This is a genomic window from Curtobacterium sp. MCLR17_034 (assembly GCF_003234485.1).
GTDB lineage: Bacteria > Actinomycetota > Actinomycetes > Actinomycetales > Microbacteriaceae > Curtobacterium > Curtobacterium flaccumfaciens.
Genome location: NZ_QKTH01000020.1, coordinates 1 through 17,539 on the forward strand (window position 1 = coordinate 1; position 17,539 = coordinate 17,539).

A 17,539-nucleotide genomic window follows, 5' to 3' on the forward strand; every position below is an offset into this window, starting at 1 on the left:
GGCCGAGGGTGAGCGCCGTAACGGCGCTCCTGCGGGTGCGGTGGCGTGACGGGTTCGGGGTGCTGGGGTGTGGGGTGTTCACGGGGTTTCCTTCCCGAACCGGCGCCGGACGCGTCGGGTCAGATCGTGGATGACGGGTTTGATGACCTCGTCGTAGAACGGGTAGACGCCGAAGTGGTCGGCGCCCTCCTCGCAGTAGCAGTCCATCGAGATCGCCTCCTCGAAGTTCGAGAAGACGTACGTGGCGCGGTGCGGGAACGCGGCCTGCGGCTCGTCGTCACGCGGGATCGTGGTGGTCACGGCGGTGCTCGATCCGTCCCAGCGGCCGGTCAGCCGGCCAGCCGAGCTGCGGGGACGCCCGGGTCGCGCCCGGAGTCCACCACGGCGTCGATCTCGGTGGACCCGTTGCCCGATCCGACCGTGCGGTTCTGGATCTGGTTGAGCGACCAGTTGCCCGGCAGGGGTTCGAGCTGGTTGCCCGCCCATGCCGGCGACATCCCGGCGACGAACGAGAAGTGCGCGAGTCCGGCGCTGCTCACCGCGGTGCACGTGGCGCGGGATCCGTAGACGCCCGCCTTGTACAGGTTGCCCCGGTCCCGCAGGCCGGCGGCGACGCCGCGGAAGTACGGGACCACGAGCGACTCGTCCTGCGCCGCGGTCGCGTCGAAGTCGGCGGCGAAGTAGACGGTGGTCTGCTTCGGGATCCCGAGCTTCCGGGCCGCGTCGTGGGCGCGGTGGGCGTCGCGGACGCCCTGCTCCTCCGTGAACCACGAGGCAGCGAACCCGCCCTCCTCGAAGATCGGCCACAGCCCGAGCCCGGCGCTCGCCATCACACGGAGTTCTTCGGGGGTCAGGGCCTTGTCGAGTGCCCCGGAACGCTGGTGGTTCGTGAGGTACCGGCCGACGCCGGTGGCACCGGACGCCCGGACGGCGGCCGCGCGGGCGTCGTCGAGGCGCACCGCCGTGTCGGCACCGGTCGTCGCACGGTCCGGGTCACCCGTGCTCGCCGCCAGGGCTGCCCAGGTGCCGGCGTCGCACGTCCCGGTCTGCTCGGCGGGCGGGAACGCCTGGAACTGCTGGAACGCACGGACCACCGCGGCGTCCGCCGCCGAGTAGGCACTGCTGAACACGACGCGCTCGCCGTTCAGCACCAGGAGCGCCTTGACGAGCAGCACCCAGGCGCCGGTGGCCCCGACCCCGACGACGCTCGGGCCCGCTGCACGGAGCGCAGCAGCCATCCCCGGGCCCCAGGCGCCGTCGACCGTGACGCCCACCGCGACCTGCACCGCGCGGATCGCCGCCGAGTACGTGCTCGTGTCGACGAGTCCGCTCGTGCTGCCGTACGCGCCGCCGGTCGCCTCGGCGTAGGTGCGGTTGAGGTACTGCTGGACGGCACGGACCGCTCGGGACCCGCCGGAGGCGAGCTTGACCGGGTCGACGGTCAGGAGCGCGCCGAACAGGTGGGGTGACAGCGGCAGCCCGCCGGGCTCGGCACCCAGGTCGGACCGGAGCGCCTGCACGGCCGCGACGGTGGCCGCGTCGTACTCACCCGTGAGTGAGACGGTCGAGGCGCCCTTGCAGACGAGCCCGGCCTGGACGAGCCGGCGCCAGGTCGCGGCGTCGGCGCCCGTCTCGGCACCCACGTCGCCGTGCTGTTCGAGCTTCCGCCGTGTCGTCGGCCCGAACGTCGCGACGACGGGGGAGATGCCGAGCAGCGACTGGGTGGCCTGCACGATCCCGAGCACGGTACCGCTGCCGGTCAGTCCGTCCTCGTCCACGTGCACCCACCCGTGCAGATGCCCGAAGGTCGTGTTGAGCCAGCGCTGCACGGCGAGCACGCCCGAGTCGGCGGAGCCGGAGGAACCGCTGGTGCCGGTGGTGCCGGAGGAGCCGGCCGAGCCGGAGGGAGTGGCCGCGTCGGCCGGGGCCGCGAGTGCGGTCGTGACGAGCGGGACGGTGGCGGTGATGCCGATGAGCGCAGTTCGGCGCGAGATGTGCACGGAGGTGCCCCTTCAGTTGCCTCGAGCGTCCGCTGGCCATCGATCGCGTTGTGCGATGCTGACGGCCGCGGCATGGTCCGAGCAACTTCGTCCCTCAACTTGGGACGGTCCTGCAATTCGGCAGACGATCGTCTGATGAAGCGCTCAGTCCACGACGCCCGGTGCGACCACGAGCAGCCGCGTCCACGCCGTGCAGCCGTCGATCCGGGCCGTCACGAACACCGGCTCACACCCCGCCGGCGCGGAGCCACGCGAGTACCGCGAGCACCCGGCGATGGGCGTCCGGCGTGGGTTCGAGGTCCAGCTTCGCGAAGATCGAACCGATGTGCTTCTCGACCGATGCGACCGCGAGACGGAGCCGGTCCGCGATCGCCTGGTTCGTCTGCCCCTCCGCGATGAGTCGGAGCACGTCCCGTTCGCGCGGTGTGAGCCGCTCGATGGGGTCGGTCCGCCGTGTGAACAGCCGCTGGACGATCTGCGGGTCCAGGACGAGGCCGCCGCGTGCGACGCGTGCGACGTCGTCGCGCAGGTCGTCGATCGACGAGATGCGGTCCTTCAGGAGGTACCCGACGTGGTGCTCCCCGGTGGCGAGGAGTTCTCTGGCGTAGTCGAGCTCGGCGTACTGGCTGAGCAGCAACACGGCCACCCCGGGGTGTTCCGTGCGGATCCGCACGGCCGCCCGCACCCCCTCGTCGCGGAACGTCGGCGGCATCCGGACGTCGAGGACGGCGACGTCCGGCCGGGTGGAGGTCAGGTCGTCGAGCAGGGAAGCCGCGTCGCCGTACGCACCGACGACGGTGGACCCGGCTTCCTCGAGCAGGCGGGCGGTGCCCTCTCGGAGCAGCACCGAGTCCTCGGCGAGGACCACGCGCAACGCTCCGGCGGGCGCGTGTCGATCGGTGGTCACGACGCCAGCGTACGGGCTTCCCGGTCCTGCTCGTCGGCGGGGACGGGGATGCTGACGTGCACCCGTGTGGGGCCGCCCGACGGGCTCGTGATCGTCAGGATGCCCTGCAGCCCCTGGACTCGGTCGCGGAGGCCGGCGAGCCCGTGTCCGTCGTCGAGCCGCGCCCCACCGCGGCCGTCGTCGCAGACCTCGAGTTCGAGGACCCCGTCCCCGGCGGCCACCGCGCGGACCCGCACCGACGTGGCATCCGCGTGCTTCGCGACGTTCGCGAGCAGTTCGGACAGGATCGCGTAGGCACTCCGCTCGACCGCTGTGAGTCCGGGCCCGGCATCGTCGAGTCGGGTCTCGACGGTTGCCGGCACGAGGCTGTCGCCGGCCAGGGCGTGGACCGCCGCGGCGAGACCACGGTCCTGCAGGATGGGCGGTGCCAGTCCACGGGAGAGATTGCGGATGGTCTCGAGCACGGTCTTCGAGCGGTGCAGGGACTCCTCCACCAACAGCTCCGCGGCGCGGACGTCCGTGGGGAGGCGCCGGAGGGCGATGGCGAGGTCGTACTGCAGTCGGAGGAGCTGCTGCTGCGGGCCGTCGTGGATGTCGCGTTCGAGCCGCCGCAGGGACGCGTCCTCGGCGAGGAGCGCGGCTCGGCGGCCGGCTTCGGCACGCTGCGCCCCCTGCAGGAGTCGGGCGTTCTGCTGTTCGCCGAGCAGGAGCCGGGCGAGCAGCAGGTGCGGGACGGTGAGCAGGCGCGCGACCCGGGGGAACACCGCGGCGAGGACGAGACCGGCGACGACCATGACGACGGGGCGGAGGACCTGACCACTCCAGTGGCCGGTCTCGCCCACCAACGCTGCCGTCCGGGCGAGCCAGACGTCGTCCGCCGGGGTCACCGCCCAGCTCCACGCCGGGTACGTGACGGCTCCCAGGGCGGTCGCTCCCCAGGACACCAGCGCGACCCAGGTCGCGACCGACACGGGGAAACTGGCCACGGCGTGCGCGGTGTGCGCCCAGTACCGGGTGTCGCCGAGCGGTGCCCAGAACCGCGGGCCGGACGGGTTCCCGCCGGCTCGCTGCGGCCAGGCGGTGTGCAGCTGCCAGTCCGCGGATGCCGGGAGCGACCCGATCGGAGCGGCCCGCCGACGTGCGTGCGTGCCGAGCACCCGGCCGAGGCGGAGCGTCAGCACGAGGACCGGCATCCCGACCCAGACGACGCTCAGTCCGAGCCCGAGGCACAGCAGCGGGACGACGAGGACGAACCCGACGAGGTCCGTCGGCAACGCCGTCAGGAGGTACCAGGCCCGTCTCGGGGTCCTGCGCCGTTCGTCGGCGTCCCGCCGCTGTCGATCGTTCACGGTCTCATCCTCGCGCCATGACGAGCGCCGCGGGGCGCTCGGTCGTCGCCGCGAACGCCGCGAGCAACCCGGCGACACCGGTCAGCACGAGGCCGCCGATCACGACCGGCACCACGAGCGACCAGGGGACGTGCAGGACCGCGTGCCCCGTGCCGTGGGCCGTGCCCAGCAGGACGGCGGACACCGTCGCGGCGGTCGCCACCACCGCCAGTCCCACTGCTGCTCCAGCGACCAGGAGCGTCTCGAGTGTCGCGGCCGTGAGGACCTGCCCGCGGGTCATCCCACTGGCGCGTGCGACCGCGAACTCGTGCCGTCGCCCGGAAGCCGCCATCGCCACGGCGTTGAGCACGCCGATCACCGCGTACAGCGCACCGACGGCCATGACGACGACCATCACCCGGGCGTTCTGGTCCTGCCCGGCTGCGCCTGCCTCGTCGACCCAGGTGCGCAGGTCGGTGACGGTCCCCAGCTGTGCGAGCGCGGCCGCGACGGCGCGCGGGTCGTCGCCGGGGTGCACCGAGACGAACGTGGTCGCCGGGCTCCCGGCCAGGATCTCGGCCGGCACGAGGGTGCGGGGAACCACGATGCCGACCTGACCGGCGCTGTCCGCGGGCACCGGCGTGCGGAACCGGACCGAGCCGAGGTCCTCGTCGCCGATGCTGACGGTCCCGGCGTCCCCGAGCCCGAGGCCGACAGCACCCGGGCCGGGTGCGACGGTGTCGGCGCCGTGCAGGGCCCGCATCGACCCCCGGGCGTTCGGGTGTGCCCCGGCGAAGGCGTCGGGATCGACCACGAGCGCCTCGGTCGTCACCGGGAGCGCCGTCCCCGCGAGTTCCTCCGGCATCCCCGCCACGGACGAGCCGGACGGCTGGACCCGGACGGGCACGATCCACTCGGTGGACGCGTTCGCCACACCGTCCAGCGTCGAGGGGTCGGCGGCGAGCGGACCGGTGCTCTGCAATACCAGGTCGGCGTGCGTCCCTCGGGCGACCTGTGCGGTCGCTGCGTCGGCGAACGACAGCATGGCGATCGGCTGGCTCAGCACCAGCGCGAGCAGCACGACGAGCGGCGCCGCTGTGGAGGCCGACCGGGTCCGGGCGTCGCGGAGGTTCGCTGCGGCCAGGACCCCCACCACCGCACGGGGGCGCGGCAGCACGGCTGCTGCCAGCGGTACGAGCGCGGGAGCCGCGGCGGTGACCGCGAGGGCGGCCGTGATGCCCGCCGACATCGCCATGGCCTGTGCCCCGGCGAGCCCGCCCGCAGGTGCCAGGGCCACGAGGGCGACGGTCGCGGCGGCGAGCCCGGCGCCGGTGATCCACCGGGCGCGGGTCATCGGACGCGCCGCGGTGCCGACGGCCCGGATCGCGTCGAGTGGGTCGATCCGGGCTGCGCGTCGTGCAGCGACCCCCACACCGGCGGAGGCGAGGCCGATCCCGACCGCGAGGGAGGCAGGAACCGCCCACCCCTGCCAGACCGGGGCGAACCCGTGGTCGACGAAGCCGGCGTCGACGAGCATCCGGGTCTGCAGGTGCAGCAGGGCGACGCCTGCCGGGATCCCGAGGACGGCGCCGACCAGGCCGAGGACCAGTGCTTCACCGTGCAGCATGCGCCGAACCTGACCGACGTCGGCCCCGACGATGCGCAGGAGCGCGAGGTCCCGGCGGCGTTCGGTGACCGAGAACGCGAACGTCGAGGCGATGATGAAGACCGCGAGGAACGCGGCGAAGCCGAGGGTGACCGACACGACGGTCACGGCGACGATCCGGTTGCCCTCGAAGGAGGCTGTGGCGAGCGCGTCCGCGCCGTCCGCCGGCCCGGTGCCGAGGACGGAGAGCAGCAGCAGGAGGGACGCCTGCACGAGCCCGACGCCGAGTGCGACCGTCGCGATCGCCCCGGAGTACGTCGGCCAGCGGTCAGCGAACCCGCGGAGGGCCACCCGCCTCATCGGGCCGTCTCCATGGCGACGAGGCGGTTGGCGATGGTCGCCGCGTCGGCCCCGACCAGCGAGTCGACGAGCCGGCCGTCGCGCAGGAACACGGTGGTGTCGGCCGCTGCGGCGGCAGCCGGGTCGTGGGTGACCATGAGGATGCTCTGTCCGGCATCGGTCATCTCGCGCATCATGGCGAGGATCACGCGTGCCGCGTGCGAGTCCAGTGCCCCGGTGGGCTCGTCGGCGAAGAGCACCTCGGGAGCGGTGATCACGGCGCGGGCGATGGCGACGCGCTGCTGCTGCCCTCCGGAGAGTTCGCGTGGCCGATGGCGCGCACGGTCGCCGAGGCCGACGCGGTCGAGCGCGGCGCGGATCATCGCGCGTGAGGGGTGCGCGCCGGCGAGTTCGAGCGGCAACGCGACGTTCTGCTCGGCGGTGAGGGACGCGATCAGGTTGAAGGTCTGGAACACGAACCCGATCCGGTTGCGCCGCAACTCGGTCCGTTCCCGGTCGGTCGCCTCGGTGATGTCGGCGCCCCCGAGGACCACGCGACCCGTGTCTGCCTGGTCGAGCCCGGCTGCGATCTGCAGGAGCGTCGACTTGCCGGACCCGGACGGTCCCATGATCGCCGTCCAGGTGCCCACCGGGAGCCGCAGCGTGACGTCCTGCAGCGCCGTGATGCTGGCGTCGCCGGTCCCGTGCGTCCGACCGACACCCTGCAGGGCGAGGGCGGTGTCGGTATTGACGAGGGGGTGGTTCGCGATGGCTGATGTCATGCATCGATCCCATCGGTCAGGACCTCCCGCGAACAGCGTGCCGCCCGGAGGCACGACCCCCTGGACAGCCAGGGGGTCGGGGCCCGGGGCCCGGGGCCTCAGCGGTCGAACGCCGCCAGCCGTTCCTGCAGCGCTCGCTCCAGGAACGGCTCGAGCGACGACGCCCACGTCGCGGTGATGTGCGTGCTGTCCCGGTAGACCAGGACGCCCCCGACGACCGCCGGGCACGTGGAGTCGGTGCAGTAGTAGCGGCTCAGGTCGATCGACGCTGCCTTGCCCCCGGCTGCCCGGAACGCGGCGACGGCCTCGACCGACGAGTCCGTCGTCCCGAGTGCTTCGGCGCGCGTCCGGTCGCAGGCGTCCGTCGTCGGTCCGGACATCGTGCTCAGGCAGGCGACGACGTCGGGCCGGGGCACCGGGTTGTCACGGACGGCGATGACGGGCAGCTCGTCACCGGCCGCCTGCTGCCACGCGTCGACCAGGCCGTTGCGGGTGGCCGTGTCGCGGGCCGGTCCGGGCGGCAGGCTGACCGGCATCTGCGTGGTGGAGTGGGTGACGACCAGGGCGTCGGCGTCGCGGTGCTCGCGGACGTAGTCGATGGCGGCGTGCTTCCACGAGTTGCAGCCCCGCATCGACGAGGGGCTCAGTGAGTCCTGCTGCGCGGTGGTGAGGTAACAGCCGCCGGCGCCGGCCAGGTCGATCCGCCAGCCGTTGTCGTCGGCGATCTTCTCGTACGCACCGATCAGTGCGTTGCTGTGCGAGTCGCCGATGACGATGAGGTGCTTCGACCAGCCGCTCGCCTTGCCGAGGACGCAGGGCCGGAACGTGCCGCTCCAGCACTCCGCGCGGTTGTCGTCGTCGTCCTTGGCCACGGCCGGAGCGGGCACACGGACGTCGGCGAGTTCGGGGTCGACACAGGGGTCGGCGAAGCCGATGCGCGCGGCGGCACCGAAGCAGGACTCGTCGTCGTCCTCCTGCTCGGCGGTGACCTGCTTCGTGACCGTGGTCGCGTTGACCTCCTGCACGTAGACGGCCGTCAGGGTGGCTGCCCCGAGCGTCACGACGGTGAAGCTGCAGATGACGGCGAGCGAGACGACGCCGCGGGGATGCAGGTCCCGCAGCCACGTCGAGAACCGGACCGGTTCCTCGAACCAGATCGTCGTCGCGGTGGCCAGACCGATCGCGACGAGCAGCACCGCCGAGCTCGTCGCCCAGTCGAACGGACGGCCCAGCATGATCGGCAGGATGACGACGAGCGGCCAGTGCCAGAGGTAGAGCGCGTACGAGATCCGTCCGAAGAAGGCCACGGGCCGGAGTGCCCCGACATCCTCGAACTCGGTCCCCGCGCCGAACAGCAGCACGAGTGCCGCACCGGCGACCGGCAGCAGCGCCGCGATCCCGGGGAACGCCGTCTCCGGGGTGATCACGACGAGGGACAGTGCGAGGGCCACGACGCCGATGCCGGTGGCGACCAGGCGGACCCGTCGGGCGACCTCGGTGCGGACCTCGGGCAGGTGCACGGTGGCGACGAGACCGCCGAGTGCGAACTCCCACGCGCGGGTGCCGGTGGAGAAGTAGGCGACGCCGGGGTCGGTGGCGGTCTGCACGATGCTCCACACGAGGGACAGCACGACGACGCTGCCGAGCAGCAGCCGCGCGGTCACCAGCGGCGTGAACCGACGGCGTGCGAGCGCCCCGACGCCGAGCAGCAGGAGCGGCAGGAGGATGTAGAACTGCTCCTCGACCGACAGCGACCAGAAGTGCTGGAACGGTGAGGGGGCGTCCGCCGACGCCAGGTAGTCGACGGCGTTCGCCGCGAGCTCCCAGTTCTGCAGGTACACCGTCGAGGCGATCAGCTCACGCCCGTACTGCCCCCACAGCGCGCTCGGCACGGCGACGAGCACCGCGATGCCCGTGACGACGATGGTGAGGAACGCGGCCGGCAGCAGGCGTTTGGCCCGGCGCGACCAGAACCGTCCGAGCCGGATCGTGCCCGTCGCGAGCTGTTCCCGCAGCAGCAGCCCGGTGATCAGGAAGCCGGAGATCACGAAGAAGACGTCGACACCGACGAACCCGCCGTGCAGGGCAGCCGGCCACAGGTGGTAGACGACGACCGCGAGGACGGCGAACGCGCGGAGGCCCTGGATGTCCCACCGCGTGGTGTCGCGCGCTCGGTGCGCGGGGCCCCGCTCGCCCGGCGTTGCTGTACTCACTGCGTCGATCCTAGGAGACGTGGACGGCTCCGCCGGGCGTTCTCGACGCGGACGCTACGATCCTTCTCCAGAGGGGGGCCGATGGATCTGCGCTGGTTGACCGCGTCCGACGACGAGTTCGCGGCGGAGGCGGCGCGACGACCGCGGATGCGCCGCCCGCGACAGGCCCCGTGGTGGTGGAACGCGCTGCTCCTGGCGATCGAGGTCCCGCTCGCGTGGCTCGCGTCCGCGCTCGTGATCTGGGGCACCGGGCTCGTCCACAACGGCGCGGGTGTCGGTGACGTCGTCCGCTGGGCGGCCTGGTTCGTGGCGCTCGTCGCCGGTGTGGTCGGGCTCGTCGTGCTCCTGGTCCGGGGCGAACGACCTCGGACCCCGCGTCCGGACGAGGCCCGGGCAGTGCTGACGGGGGACGCCAGTGGGTACCCGGCGCGTCCGGTCCGTCCGAAGCCGCTCGACTCGACGATCACCCCGCGCTACTCCGGCATCCGCGTCCACCCCCGGTTCGGCACCGAACCCGTGCACGTCGACGGCGTCTCGGACGTCGAGTTCGGCTGCGTCCTGCGGCGCTGGATGGTCTCGCGGGACTGGACGTACCTGACCGTCCGGCTGCCCGGCACGTTGCCGCACCTGCTCCTCGACGCCACGGCGAACGACGGTCGTCGCAGCGACCTGCCGGTGGTGCTCCGCCACCGGCAGCGGATGTCCCTGGAAGGCGACTTCGACCGGCACTTCCGGGTGTGGGCGCCGGAGGACTACGGCCAGGACGCGCTGTACGTCCTCACCCCTGACGTGATGGCGGCGCTCGTCGACCACGCGGCCGGCTGGAACGTCGAGATGGTCGACGACCGGCTGGTCTTCTCGGCGCCGGGGACCGCGGACTGGTCGCGCCCTGCGCCGTGGGTGCAGGTCGAGGCAGTCCTTGGCGAGGTCGTGCCCCGTGTCGTGCGCGCCGCCGCCCGGTACCAGGACGACCGCTCGCTGCTCGAGGACGGGCACGCCGACGCGATCGCCGCCGCGGGGCGTCGCCTGGTGCTCCGCGACCGGCGGAAGAGCCGTCTGCGGGCGACGTGGGCGGGAGCCGTGTGGATGGGCGTCGTCTGCGTGTCCTACAGCGGACCGTTGGCCGTCGCGGTGGTCGGGTCGATGTCGGTCCTCGACCACTGACCGTCGGCGCCCGCCTGCGACGTGGCCCCGGTACGGACGGGAGGCCCGTGGCGGTGTCGCCACGGGCCTCCCGTTTGACCTGTTGGTGCGTCGACTACGCGACGGTCGCGCGCGCCTCGGCCAGCGACGGGTAGTCGGTGTAGCCCTCGGCGGTCGCGCCGTAGAAGAGCTCCGGACGCGGCTCGTTGAGCTCGGCGTCGTGCTCCCAGCGGTGCGCGAGGTCCGGGTTGGCGATCGCGGCGCGGCCCACGGCGACGGCGTCGGCGTGGTCGCCGTCGACGATCGCGATGGCCTCGTCACGGGTGGTGAGCGACGAGAAGCCCGAGTTCACGATGAACGGTGCGCCCGCGGTACGGCGGACGTGCTGCACCAGGTCACCGGTCGGCTCGGCGTGCAGGACGTCGACGAAGGCGAGGCCGAGCGGCGCGAGGCCCTCGGCGACCGCGGTGTAGGTGGCGCGCACGTCGTCGGCGTCGTCCTCGATGACGCCCTGGATCCCGTGCTCGGGCGACAGGCGGATGCCGGTGCGGTCGGCACCGATGGCCTCGGCGATGGCGGTGGTGACCTCGACCGCGAAGCGTGCGCGGTTCTCCGGGGAGCCGCCGTACTGGTCGGTGCGGGTGTTCGACACCGGCGACATGAACTCGTGCACCAGGTAGCCGTTGGCGCCGTGGACCTCGACGCCGTCGAGCCCGGCGGCGATCGCGTTGCGGGCGGCCTGCACGAAGCCCTGCACGGCCTCCTGCACCTCGGCGGTGGTCAGCTCGTGCGGGACGGTCATGTCGGCCTTCGAGCCGTCGGCCAGGTGCGTCTGTCCGGGGGCGGCGATGGCGGACGGGGCGACGATGCGCGGGGTCTGCGAGATGTCGGTGTGCGAGACGCGGCCACCGTGCATGAGCTGCATGACGATGGTGCCGCCGGCGGCGTGCACGGCGTCGGTCACGCGGCGCCAGCCGGCGATCTGGTCGTCGGTCTCGATGCCGGGCTGCCCGGGGTACGAGCGGCCCTCCTGCACGGGCCAGGTGCCCTCGGTGATGATCATGCCGAGGCCGGCGCGCTGCCGGTAGTGCTCGACGAGCAGGTCGTTCGGGACGCCGTGCTCGCCGGCGCGGGTGCGCGTGAGCGGGGCCATGACGACGCGGTTCGACAGGGACAGGGCGCCGATGGAGGCGGGTTCGAAGAGCTTCACGTCAGGGCGAACGACGAGTTGTCCGATGCAATTCCGCCTCGGAGCACTTCTTCAGGCAGTGCGGTCAGTCGCGCGGGCACACCAGCGTCGACGAGCGCACCTGGCCTTCGGGCCGGATCACCTGGTGCTGGGAGAGGGGCTTGCCGCACAGGGGGCAGCCCCGGTCGATCGTCCGGTCGTCGATGCCTTCGGGGCGACCGGCACCGATCTGCGAGGGGCCCATCTTGTTGATGAGCGTCGTGTTCCACCGTTCGTACCACTGGCCGAAGCGTCCCACGGAGCATCCTTTCATTCGTGCACGAACCATTATGGCACTGATGACTCCGGATCACACCTGGTCGACGCGCTCCAGCAGCTCCGTCAGCTCGTCCTTCAGGGACTCGAGTCGGGCGAGCGGCCACCCGAGCCGGTCGGCGACGGCGAGCGGCACCGCCTGCGCTCGGTCGCGCAGGGCGTGCCCGGCGGTCGTCAGGGACACCTCGAGCTGGCGTTCGTCGGCGGCGCTGCGGGTGCGGCGGACGTAGCCGGAGGCCTCCAGTCGCTTGAGCAGCGGGCTCAGCGTCGCGGAGTCGAGTCGCAGTTCGCCGGCGATCTCCCGCACCGACCGCGGGTCGCGCTCCCACAGGGCGAGCATCACGAGGTACTGCGGGTGCGTCAGGCCCATCGGCTCGAGCAGGTCGCGGTACAGCCCGATGACGCTGCGGCTCGTCGCCGCGAGTGCGAAGCAGAGCTGCCGGTCGAGCGCGAGCGGGTCCGGAGCGGTCTGGGTCATGTGTCCAGGGTACTTCGTTCGTGCACGAAAGAGTCGATGCATCGTCCGCGCACGCGTCTTCCGACGTTCCACCCGTCGTTCGACGCGTGGAACGTCGGAACATGCGTGCTCGCGACCCGGGGCGGTGGGCGCAACGGCCTGGAGGCCCGGGCCGACCCGTGTGGGTCGGCCCGGGCCTCCAGACCGGGTGCGTCGACTACGCGCGGTGCGCGGGCGGGTGCCCCGAGTCGTGCGCGTTCGCGTCCGGCTCCACGGGGAGCGCGTGGGTGCCGGTGTGCGTGTCCTCGTGGCCGGCGACCGGGTGGGTGCGCTCGAGCTTCGCGCCCTCCACGTCGACGTCCGGCACGATCCGGTCGAGCCACTTCGGGAACCACCAGGCGCTCTTGCCGAGCAGGTGCATCGCCGACGGGATGAGCAGCATGCGGACGACGAAGGCGTCGATCAGCACACCGAACGCCAACCCGAAGCCGATCGGCTTGATGGTGGACGAGTCCGAGAAGATGAAGCCCGCGAACACGGAGATCATGATGATCGCCGCCGCCGTGACCACCGCGCGACCGGCGTGCAGGCCGCGCTGGACGGCCACCTTCGCGCTCGCGCCGTGGGCGTAGGCCTCACGCATGCCGGACACCAGGAACAGCTGGTAGTCCATCGCCAGACCGAACAGGATGCCGATCTCGATGATGGGCAGGAAGCTCAGGATCGGCGCCGGGTCGTGCACACCGAAGACCGATCCGAGCCAGCCGAACTGGTAGATCGCGGTCAGACCACCGAACGACGCCAGCACGGACAGGATGAACCCGGCGGTGGCGGTGATCGGCACGAGGAACGACCGGAACACGATGATCAGGATGATCAGCGACAGCCCGACGACCACCACGAGGTAGAGCGGCAGCACGTTCGAGAGCTTCTCGGACACGTCGATGTTCGCCGACGCGTTGCCGGCGACGCCGAGGGTGACCTTGCCGTCGTCGGTGGAGACGGTCTGCTCGCGCAGGTCCTTCACGACGTTCTCGGTGGAGACGCTGTCCGGGCCGCCGGCGGGCTTCACCTGGAACGCGACGATGTCGCGGTCCTTCGAGGCGCCGATGGGCAGCACGGCCTTCACGTCGTCGTTCTTCGCGATCGCCTGGCCGATGGTGACCTCGGTCGCGGTGACGTCGCTCTTGCTGATCGACTCCGGCAGGGTCGCCACGACGAGCAGCGGGCCGTTCTGCCCGGCGCCGAACTCCTTCTCGAGCGTCTCGTAGGCCTTGTACTGGCTCGACTCGACGGCCTCGGACGAACCGCTCGGCAGGCCGAGGCGCATCTGGGTCGCGGGCAGGGCGATGGTGCCGAGCACCGCGACGCCGAGGACGAGCGTGAGGACCGCGCGCCAGCTCGACATCGGCTTGTTCGGGATCCGCGTGGAGTCGGTGTTGCCGATCTTCGCGCGCTCCTTCTTCCGCAGGATCCGCATGCCGATGAGCGACAGCAGGGCCGGGGTGAAGGACGTCGCGATGAGGATCGCGAAGAGCACCGCGACCGCGCCGACCGTGCCCATCAGGCCGAGGAACGGGATGCCGGTGATGTTCAGCGCGAGCAGCGCGACGATGACCGTCGCACCGGCGAACACCACGGCGTTGCCCGAGGTGCCGTTCGCGAGCCCGATCGACTCGTGCACCTGCATGCCCTGCTTCAGCTGGGTCCGGTGCCGGTTCAGGATGAACAGCGAGTAGTCGATGCCGACCGCCAGGCCCAGCATCACCCCCAGGACCGGCGTGACCGAGATGAACTCGACGACGCTCGAGAACGACAGAGCGGTGAGCGAGGCGACGCCGACGCCGAGCACGGCGCTGACGAGCGGGACCGCGGCGCCGATGACCGTGCGGAGCATCAGGAGCAGCACGATCGCGGCGATGATGACACCGCCGATCTCACCCGGGCCGAGGATCGACGGCACACCCTGTGCGATGTCGTTCGAGACGTACACGTTGACGCCCTGGATGTCGGCCGACTCGGCGTCGTCCGCGATGGCGGTCTTCGTGTCCGCGGGGACCTCGTAGGTCGACTTCGTGAACTGCACGGTGCCGATCGCGGCGCTGCCGTTGTCCGACACGAAGCGGATGTCCTTCGACAGGTCGAGCAGGTCCGAGCCCTGTTCGAGCTCCTGCTCGTTGTCGTCGAGCTTCTGCTTGTTCGTGTCGATCGTCTTCTGGGCGTCGGCGATCTGCTGCTCACCGGCGTCGATCTGGGCCTGCTGGGCGTCGATCTGCGCCTGCGCCTGCTGGAGCTGGGCGGCCGCTGCCTGCGCCTGTGCGGCGGGGACGGCTGCGCCACCGGCTGCCTGCGCCTGGGCCTTCTGCGCGTCGAGCTGCGCCTGGGCGTCCTCGATCTTCTGCTTGCCGGACTCGAGCTGCGCCTTCTGGGCGTCGAGCTGGTCCTGGCCGGTCTCGATCTTCGCGCGACCGGACTCGATCTGGTCACGGCCGTCGACGATCTTCTGCCGCTGGTCGTCGAGCTGCTGCTGGGTGTCGAAGCCGCTCGTCGTGCCCTTGACGCCGTCGAGCTTCTCGAGGCTGGTCAGGAAGTCGTCGATCTCGGACTGCTGCGACGACGAGAACGCCTTGCCGTCCTTCGTCTCGAAGACGATCGTGCCGTTGCCGCCGTTCGCCGACGGGAACTTGTCGGCGAGCTGGTCCTGCACCTGACTGGTCTTGGTGTTCGGGATCGTGATCGACGACGAGATGGTGCCGGCGAAGAGCGTGTACGTGACGCCCGCGACGGCCATGATCACGACCCAGGTGATGATCACGAGCCAGTGGCGTCGTGCGGAGAACCGTCCGAGACGGTAGAGGAGACCGGCCATGCGGTTGCCTGCGGTCCTTTCGTGTCAGGTGCTGGTGGTGCGGGGTGCGCCGGTGGACCCCTGGGGGATGAGGAGGTGGAGCGGTGTCAGTCGTCGGCCATGTAGCCGCTGCGGACGCTGTGCACGAGTCGTGCGAGCAGGTCGTCCCACGCGTCGAGCGCCGGCTGGTCGAGCTCGGGGCCGGACGTCGCCAGCCAGTGCTCCGCGATCACGACGATGCCGCTCATGAGCGACTCGACGAGCAGTGCGGCGTCCAGGGGGTCGGCGGCCGGGTAGCGCCGGGCGACCTCGTGCCGGAGTCGTTCGGTCACCCGCGAGAACGCCGTCTGGGTCAGGACCGCGGCCTTCGGGTCGTCCTTGCCGGGGTCGCCGAGGATCCGGTACATGCTGGCGATCGCCGGAGCCAGGTCGGCACCGCGGGCGGCGGACTCGAGCTCGTCGAACATCGACGCCCGGCTGCCGTCGCCCACCGGTGTCCGGGCCATGTCGGCGAGGAACCGGTCGATGATGACGGACAGCTCCTGCTCGCACACGGCCAGCAGGACCTCGTCGAGCGAGGCGAAGTGGTTGAACACGGTGCGCCGCGCGATGTCGGCCCGGGCGGCGAGGTCGTCCACGCTGAAGTCGCGGCCGCCACGCTCGTCGATCAGGTCGCGAGCGGCCTGCAGGATCGCCGCACGGTGCTTCGCCTTGAGGGCAGCACGGCGGTCGGTCGCGATGGTCACGAGATCGAACACTAGGTGCATCGATGCACTCGGTGCAACGAGGTTGAGTGCATCCCCAGGTTCGTCCCCCGGTGCAGAACGTCTGTGCTGCACCGCTGTTCAGTCGGAGGTACAGGGTGCCAGACTGGCTGGACGAACCGCTGCGTCACCGCCCGCGGATCCGCCACCGTACGAAGGAGTACCGATGCCCGTCCGCCTGTCCCCGGAGACCCTCGACGAGATCGCCGCGAGCGGTGTCGCCGTGCCCACCTACGACCGCGACGGCATCACCGCCGGCATCGTCCACTTCGGCGTCGGCGGGTTCCACCGTGCGCACCAGGCGATGGTGATCGACCGGCTCCTGCAGCGAGGCGAAGCCCGCGAGTACGGCATCTGCGGCGTCGGCGTGCTCGAGCAGGACCGTCGGATGGCGACCGCGATGGCCGAGCAGGGCGGCCTGTACACGCTCGTCCTCAAGCACCCGGACGGCACCCGTGAGTCACGCGTCGTCGGCAGCATCGTCGAGTACCTGCTCGCCGTCGACGACCCGGACGCGGTCGTCGAGAAGATGGCGCACCCGGACACCAGGATCGTCAGCCTGACCATCACCGAGGGCGGCTACAACTTCGACCACGTCACCGGCGAGTTCGTCGCCGACGAGCCCGTCGTCGCGGCCGACCTGCGCGGTGACGGCCCGCCCCGCACGGTGTTCGGCCTGGTGGTCGAGGCACTGCGCCGCCGACGGGACCGCGGCCTCGACCCGTTCACCGTGATGTCCTGCGACAACATCCAGGGCAACGGGCACGTCGCCCGGTCGATGTTCACCGCCTACGCCCGGCTGCAGGACCCGGCCTTCGCGGACTGGATGGACGAGCACGTGGCGTTCCCGAACTCGATGGTCGACCGCATCACCCCGGTCACCGCCGACGAGGACCGCGCCTGGGTCCGCGACGAGCTCGGCATCGACGACGCCTGGCCCGTCGTCGCCGAACCGTTCTTCCAGTGGGTGCTCGAGGACGACCACCCCGCCGGCCGACCGCCCTACGAGGACGTCGACGTCCAGCTCGTCGACGACGTCGAGCCGTACGAACTCATGAAGCTCCGGCTCCTCAACGCCAGCCACCAGGGGCTCTGCTACTTCGGCTACCTGTCCGGGTACCGCTACGCGCACGAGGCCACGCAGGACCCGGCGATCGCGACCTTCCTGCGCCGCTACATGGACGACGAGGGCACGCCGACGCTGCACCCGGTGCCCGGCATCGACCTGGAGGACTACAAGTCGACCCTGATCGAGCGCTTCCAGAACCCCGAGGTGCGCGACACCCTCGCCCGGCTCTGCGCCGAGTCGAGCGACCGGATCCCGAAGTGGCTGCTCCCCGTCGTGCGCGAGAACCTGGCCGCCGGCCGACCTGTCACGCTGTCCGCCGGCATCGTCGCGTCCTGGGCCCGCTACGACGAGGGCACCGACGAGTCCGGTGAACCCATCGAGATCGTCGACCGGCTCGCCGAACCCCTGCACCGCATCGCCCTGACCCAGCGCGACGACCGCCTCGCCTTCATCGCGAACCGCCAGGTCTTCGGCGACCTGGTCGACGACGAACGGTTCGTCGCCGCGTACCGCGACGCCCTGGACGGGCTCATCGCGGACGGCGCGCACGCCACCGTGGAGCGCCTGTCACGGTCCTGA

14 protein-coding genes are annotated in these 17,539 nt (G+C 71.6%); 2 read left to right on the forward strand and 12 right to left on the reverse strand.

The window, feature by feature from the left end; translation table 11 throughout:
* Window positions 1-78 precede the first annotated feature (78 nt).
* The 7 genes from DEI98_RS15970 to DEI98_RS16005 all read right to left on the reverse strand — a co-directional run bounded on the left by DEI98_RS15970 (window position 79) and on the right by DEI98_RS16005 (window position 9,175).
* Complete coding sequence (locus DEI98_RS15970; protein ID WP_111101282.1) at window positions 79-300, reverse strand: hypothetical protein; 222 nt, start codon at window positions 298-300, stop codon at window positions 79-81.
* A gap of 29 nt (window positions 301-329) precedes the next feature.
* Window positions 330-2,000: a glycoside hydrolase domain-containing protein gene (locus DEI98_RS15975; RefSeq protein WP_181438064.1), complete on the reverse strand. Its 1,671-nt coding sequence runs from the start codon at window positions 1,998-2,000 to the stop codon at window positions 330-332.
* Window positions 2,001-2,226: 226 nt separating this feature from the next.
* Window positions 2,227-2,907 (reverse strand): response regulator transcription factor, encoded by a 681-nt coding sequence (locus tag DEI98_RS15985; protein ID WP_258370895.1) that lies wholly within the window; start codon window positions 2,905-2,907, stop codon window positions 2,227-2,229.
* Window positions 2,904-4,256 carry a sensor histidine kinase gene (locus DEI98_RS15990; protein WP_181438065.1) on the reverse strand — a complete coding sequence of 451 codons (1,353 nt, stop codon included), beginning with the start codon at window positions 4,254-4,256 and terminating at the stop codon, window positions 2,904-2,906. Before DEI98_RS15990 ends, DEI98_RS15985 begins: the two co-directional genes overlap by 4 nt.
* 4 nt (window positions 4,257-4,260) lie before the next feature.
* A complete protein-coding gene (locus DEI98_RS15995; RefSeq protein ID WP_146243545.1) occupies window positions 4,261-6,201 on the reverse strand; it encodes an ABC transporter permease in 1,941 nt (646 codons plus the stop codon).
* On the reverse strand, window positions 6,198-6,962 hold the full coding sequence (locus DEI98_RS16000) for an ABC transporter ATP-binding protein (protein ID WP_111101287.1): 765 nt from the start codon (window positions 6,960-6,962) through the stop codon (window positions 6,198-6,200). The genes DEI98_RS15995 and DEI98_RS16000 overlap by 4 nt, the downstream gene beginning before the upstream one ends.
* A gap of 98 nt (window positions 6,963-7,060) precedes the next feature.
* On the reverse strand, window positions 7,061-9,175 hold the full coding sequence (locus DEI98_RS16005; RefSeq protein ID WP_146243546.1) for an acyltransferase family protein: 2,115 nt from the start codon (window positions 9,173-9,175) through the stop codon (window positions 7,061-7,063).
* An 81-nt stretch (window positions 9,176-9,256) separates the two neighbouring features.
* On the opposite strand from DEI98_RS16005, the gene DEI98_RS16010 reads away from it, so the two are divergent.
* Window positions 9,257-10,339, forward strand: coding sequence for a hypothetical protein (locus DEI98_RS16010; protein ID WP_111101289.1), 1,083 nt, complete (start codon window positions 9,257-9,259; stop codon window positions 10,337-10,339).
* A gap of 94 nt (window positions 10,340-10,433) precedes the next feature.
* Here the strand turns inward: DEI98_RS16010 and DEI98_RS16015 are convergent, their stop codons facing one another.
* The 5 genes from DEI98_RS16015 to DEI98_RS16035 all read right to left on the reverse strand — a co-directional run bounded on the left by DEI98_RS16015 (window position 10,434) and on the right by DEI98_RS16035 (window position 15,873).
* Window positions 10,434-11,528, reverse strand: a complete 1,095-nt coding sequence (locus DEI98_RS16015; protein WP_111101290.1) for an alkene reductase — start codon at window positions 11,526-11,528, stop codon at window positions 10,434-10,436.
* 64 nt (window positions 11,529-11,592) lie between these two features.
* A complete protein-coding gene (locus tag DEI98_RS16020; RefSeq protein ID WP_027466129.1) occupies window positions 11,593-11,805 on the reverse strand; it encodes a hypothetical protein in 213 nt (70 codons plus the stop codon).
* Window positions 11,806-11,856: 51 nt separating this feature from the next.
* Window positions 11,857-12,300 (reverse strand): MarR family winged helix-turn-helix transcriptional regulator, encoded by a 444-nt coding sequence (locus tag DEI98_RS16025; RefSeq protein ID WP_017888357.1) that lies wholly within the window; start codon window positions 12,298-12,300, stop codon window positions 11,857-11,859.
* A 196-nt stretch (window positions 12,301-12,496) separates the two neighbouring features.
* Complete coding sequence (locus DEI98_RS16030) at window positions 12,497-15,148, reverse strand: MMPL family transporter (RefSeq protein ID WP_111101291.1); 2,652 nt, start codon at window positions 15,146-15,148, stop codon at window positions 12,497-12,499.
* 86 nt (window positions 15,149-15,234) lie between these two features.
* The gene (locus tag DEI98_RS16035; RefSeq protein WP_027466131.1) at window positions 15,235-15,873 is read right to left on the reverse strand and encodes a TetR/AcrR family transcriptional regulator; all 639 of its coding nucleotides are present in this window, start codon (window positions 15,871-15,873) and stop codon (window positions 15,235-15,237) included.
* A gap of 184 nt (window positions 15,874-16,057) precedes the next feature.
* Between DEI98_RS16035 and DEI98_RS16040 the strand changes: the two genes are divergently transcribed.
* Window positions 16,058-17,539 carry a mannitol dehydrogenase family protein gene (locus DEI98_RS16040; RefSeq protein WP_111101292.1) on the forward strand — a complete coding sequence of 494 codons (1,482 nt, stop codon included), beginning with the start codon at window positions 16,058-16,060 and terminating at the stop codon, window positions 17,537-17,539.

Coding starts and splice junctions, on each gene's coding strand:
- DEI98_RS16000 (WP_111101287.1), bottom strand. CDS start 6,962: ATGACATCAGCCATCGCGAACCACCCCCTCGTCAATACCGACACCGCC.
- DEI98_RS15995 (WP_146243545.1), bottom strand. CDS start 6,201: ATGAGGCGGGTGGCCCTCCGCGGGTTCGCTGACCGCTGGCCGACGTAC.
- DEI98_RS16040 (WP_111101292.1), top strand. CDS start 16,058: ATGCCCGTCCGCCTGTCCCCGGAGACCCTCGACGAGATCGCCGCGAGC.
- DEI98_RS16030 (WP_111101291.1), bottom strand. CDS start 15,148: ATGGCCGGTCTCCTCTACCGTCTCGGACGGTTCTCCGCACGACGCCAC.
- DEI98_RS16010 (WP_111101289.1), top strand. CDS start 9,257: ATGGATCTGCGCTGGTTGACCGCGTCCGACGACGAGTTCGCGGCGGAG.
- DEI98_RS16025 (WP_017888357.1), bottom strand. CDS start 12,300: ATGACCCAGACCGCTCCGGACCCGCTCGCGCTCGACCGGCAGCTCTGC.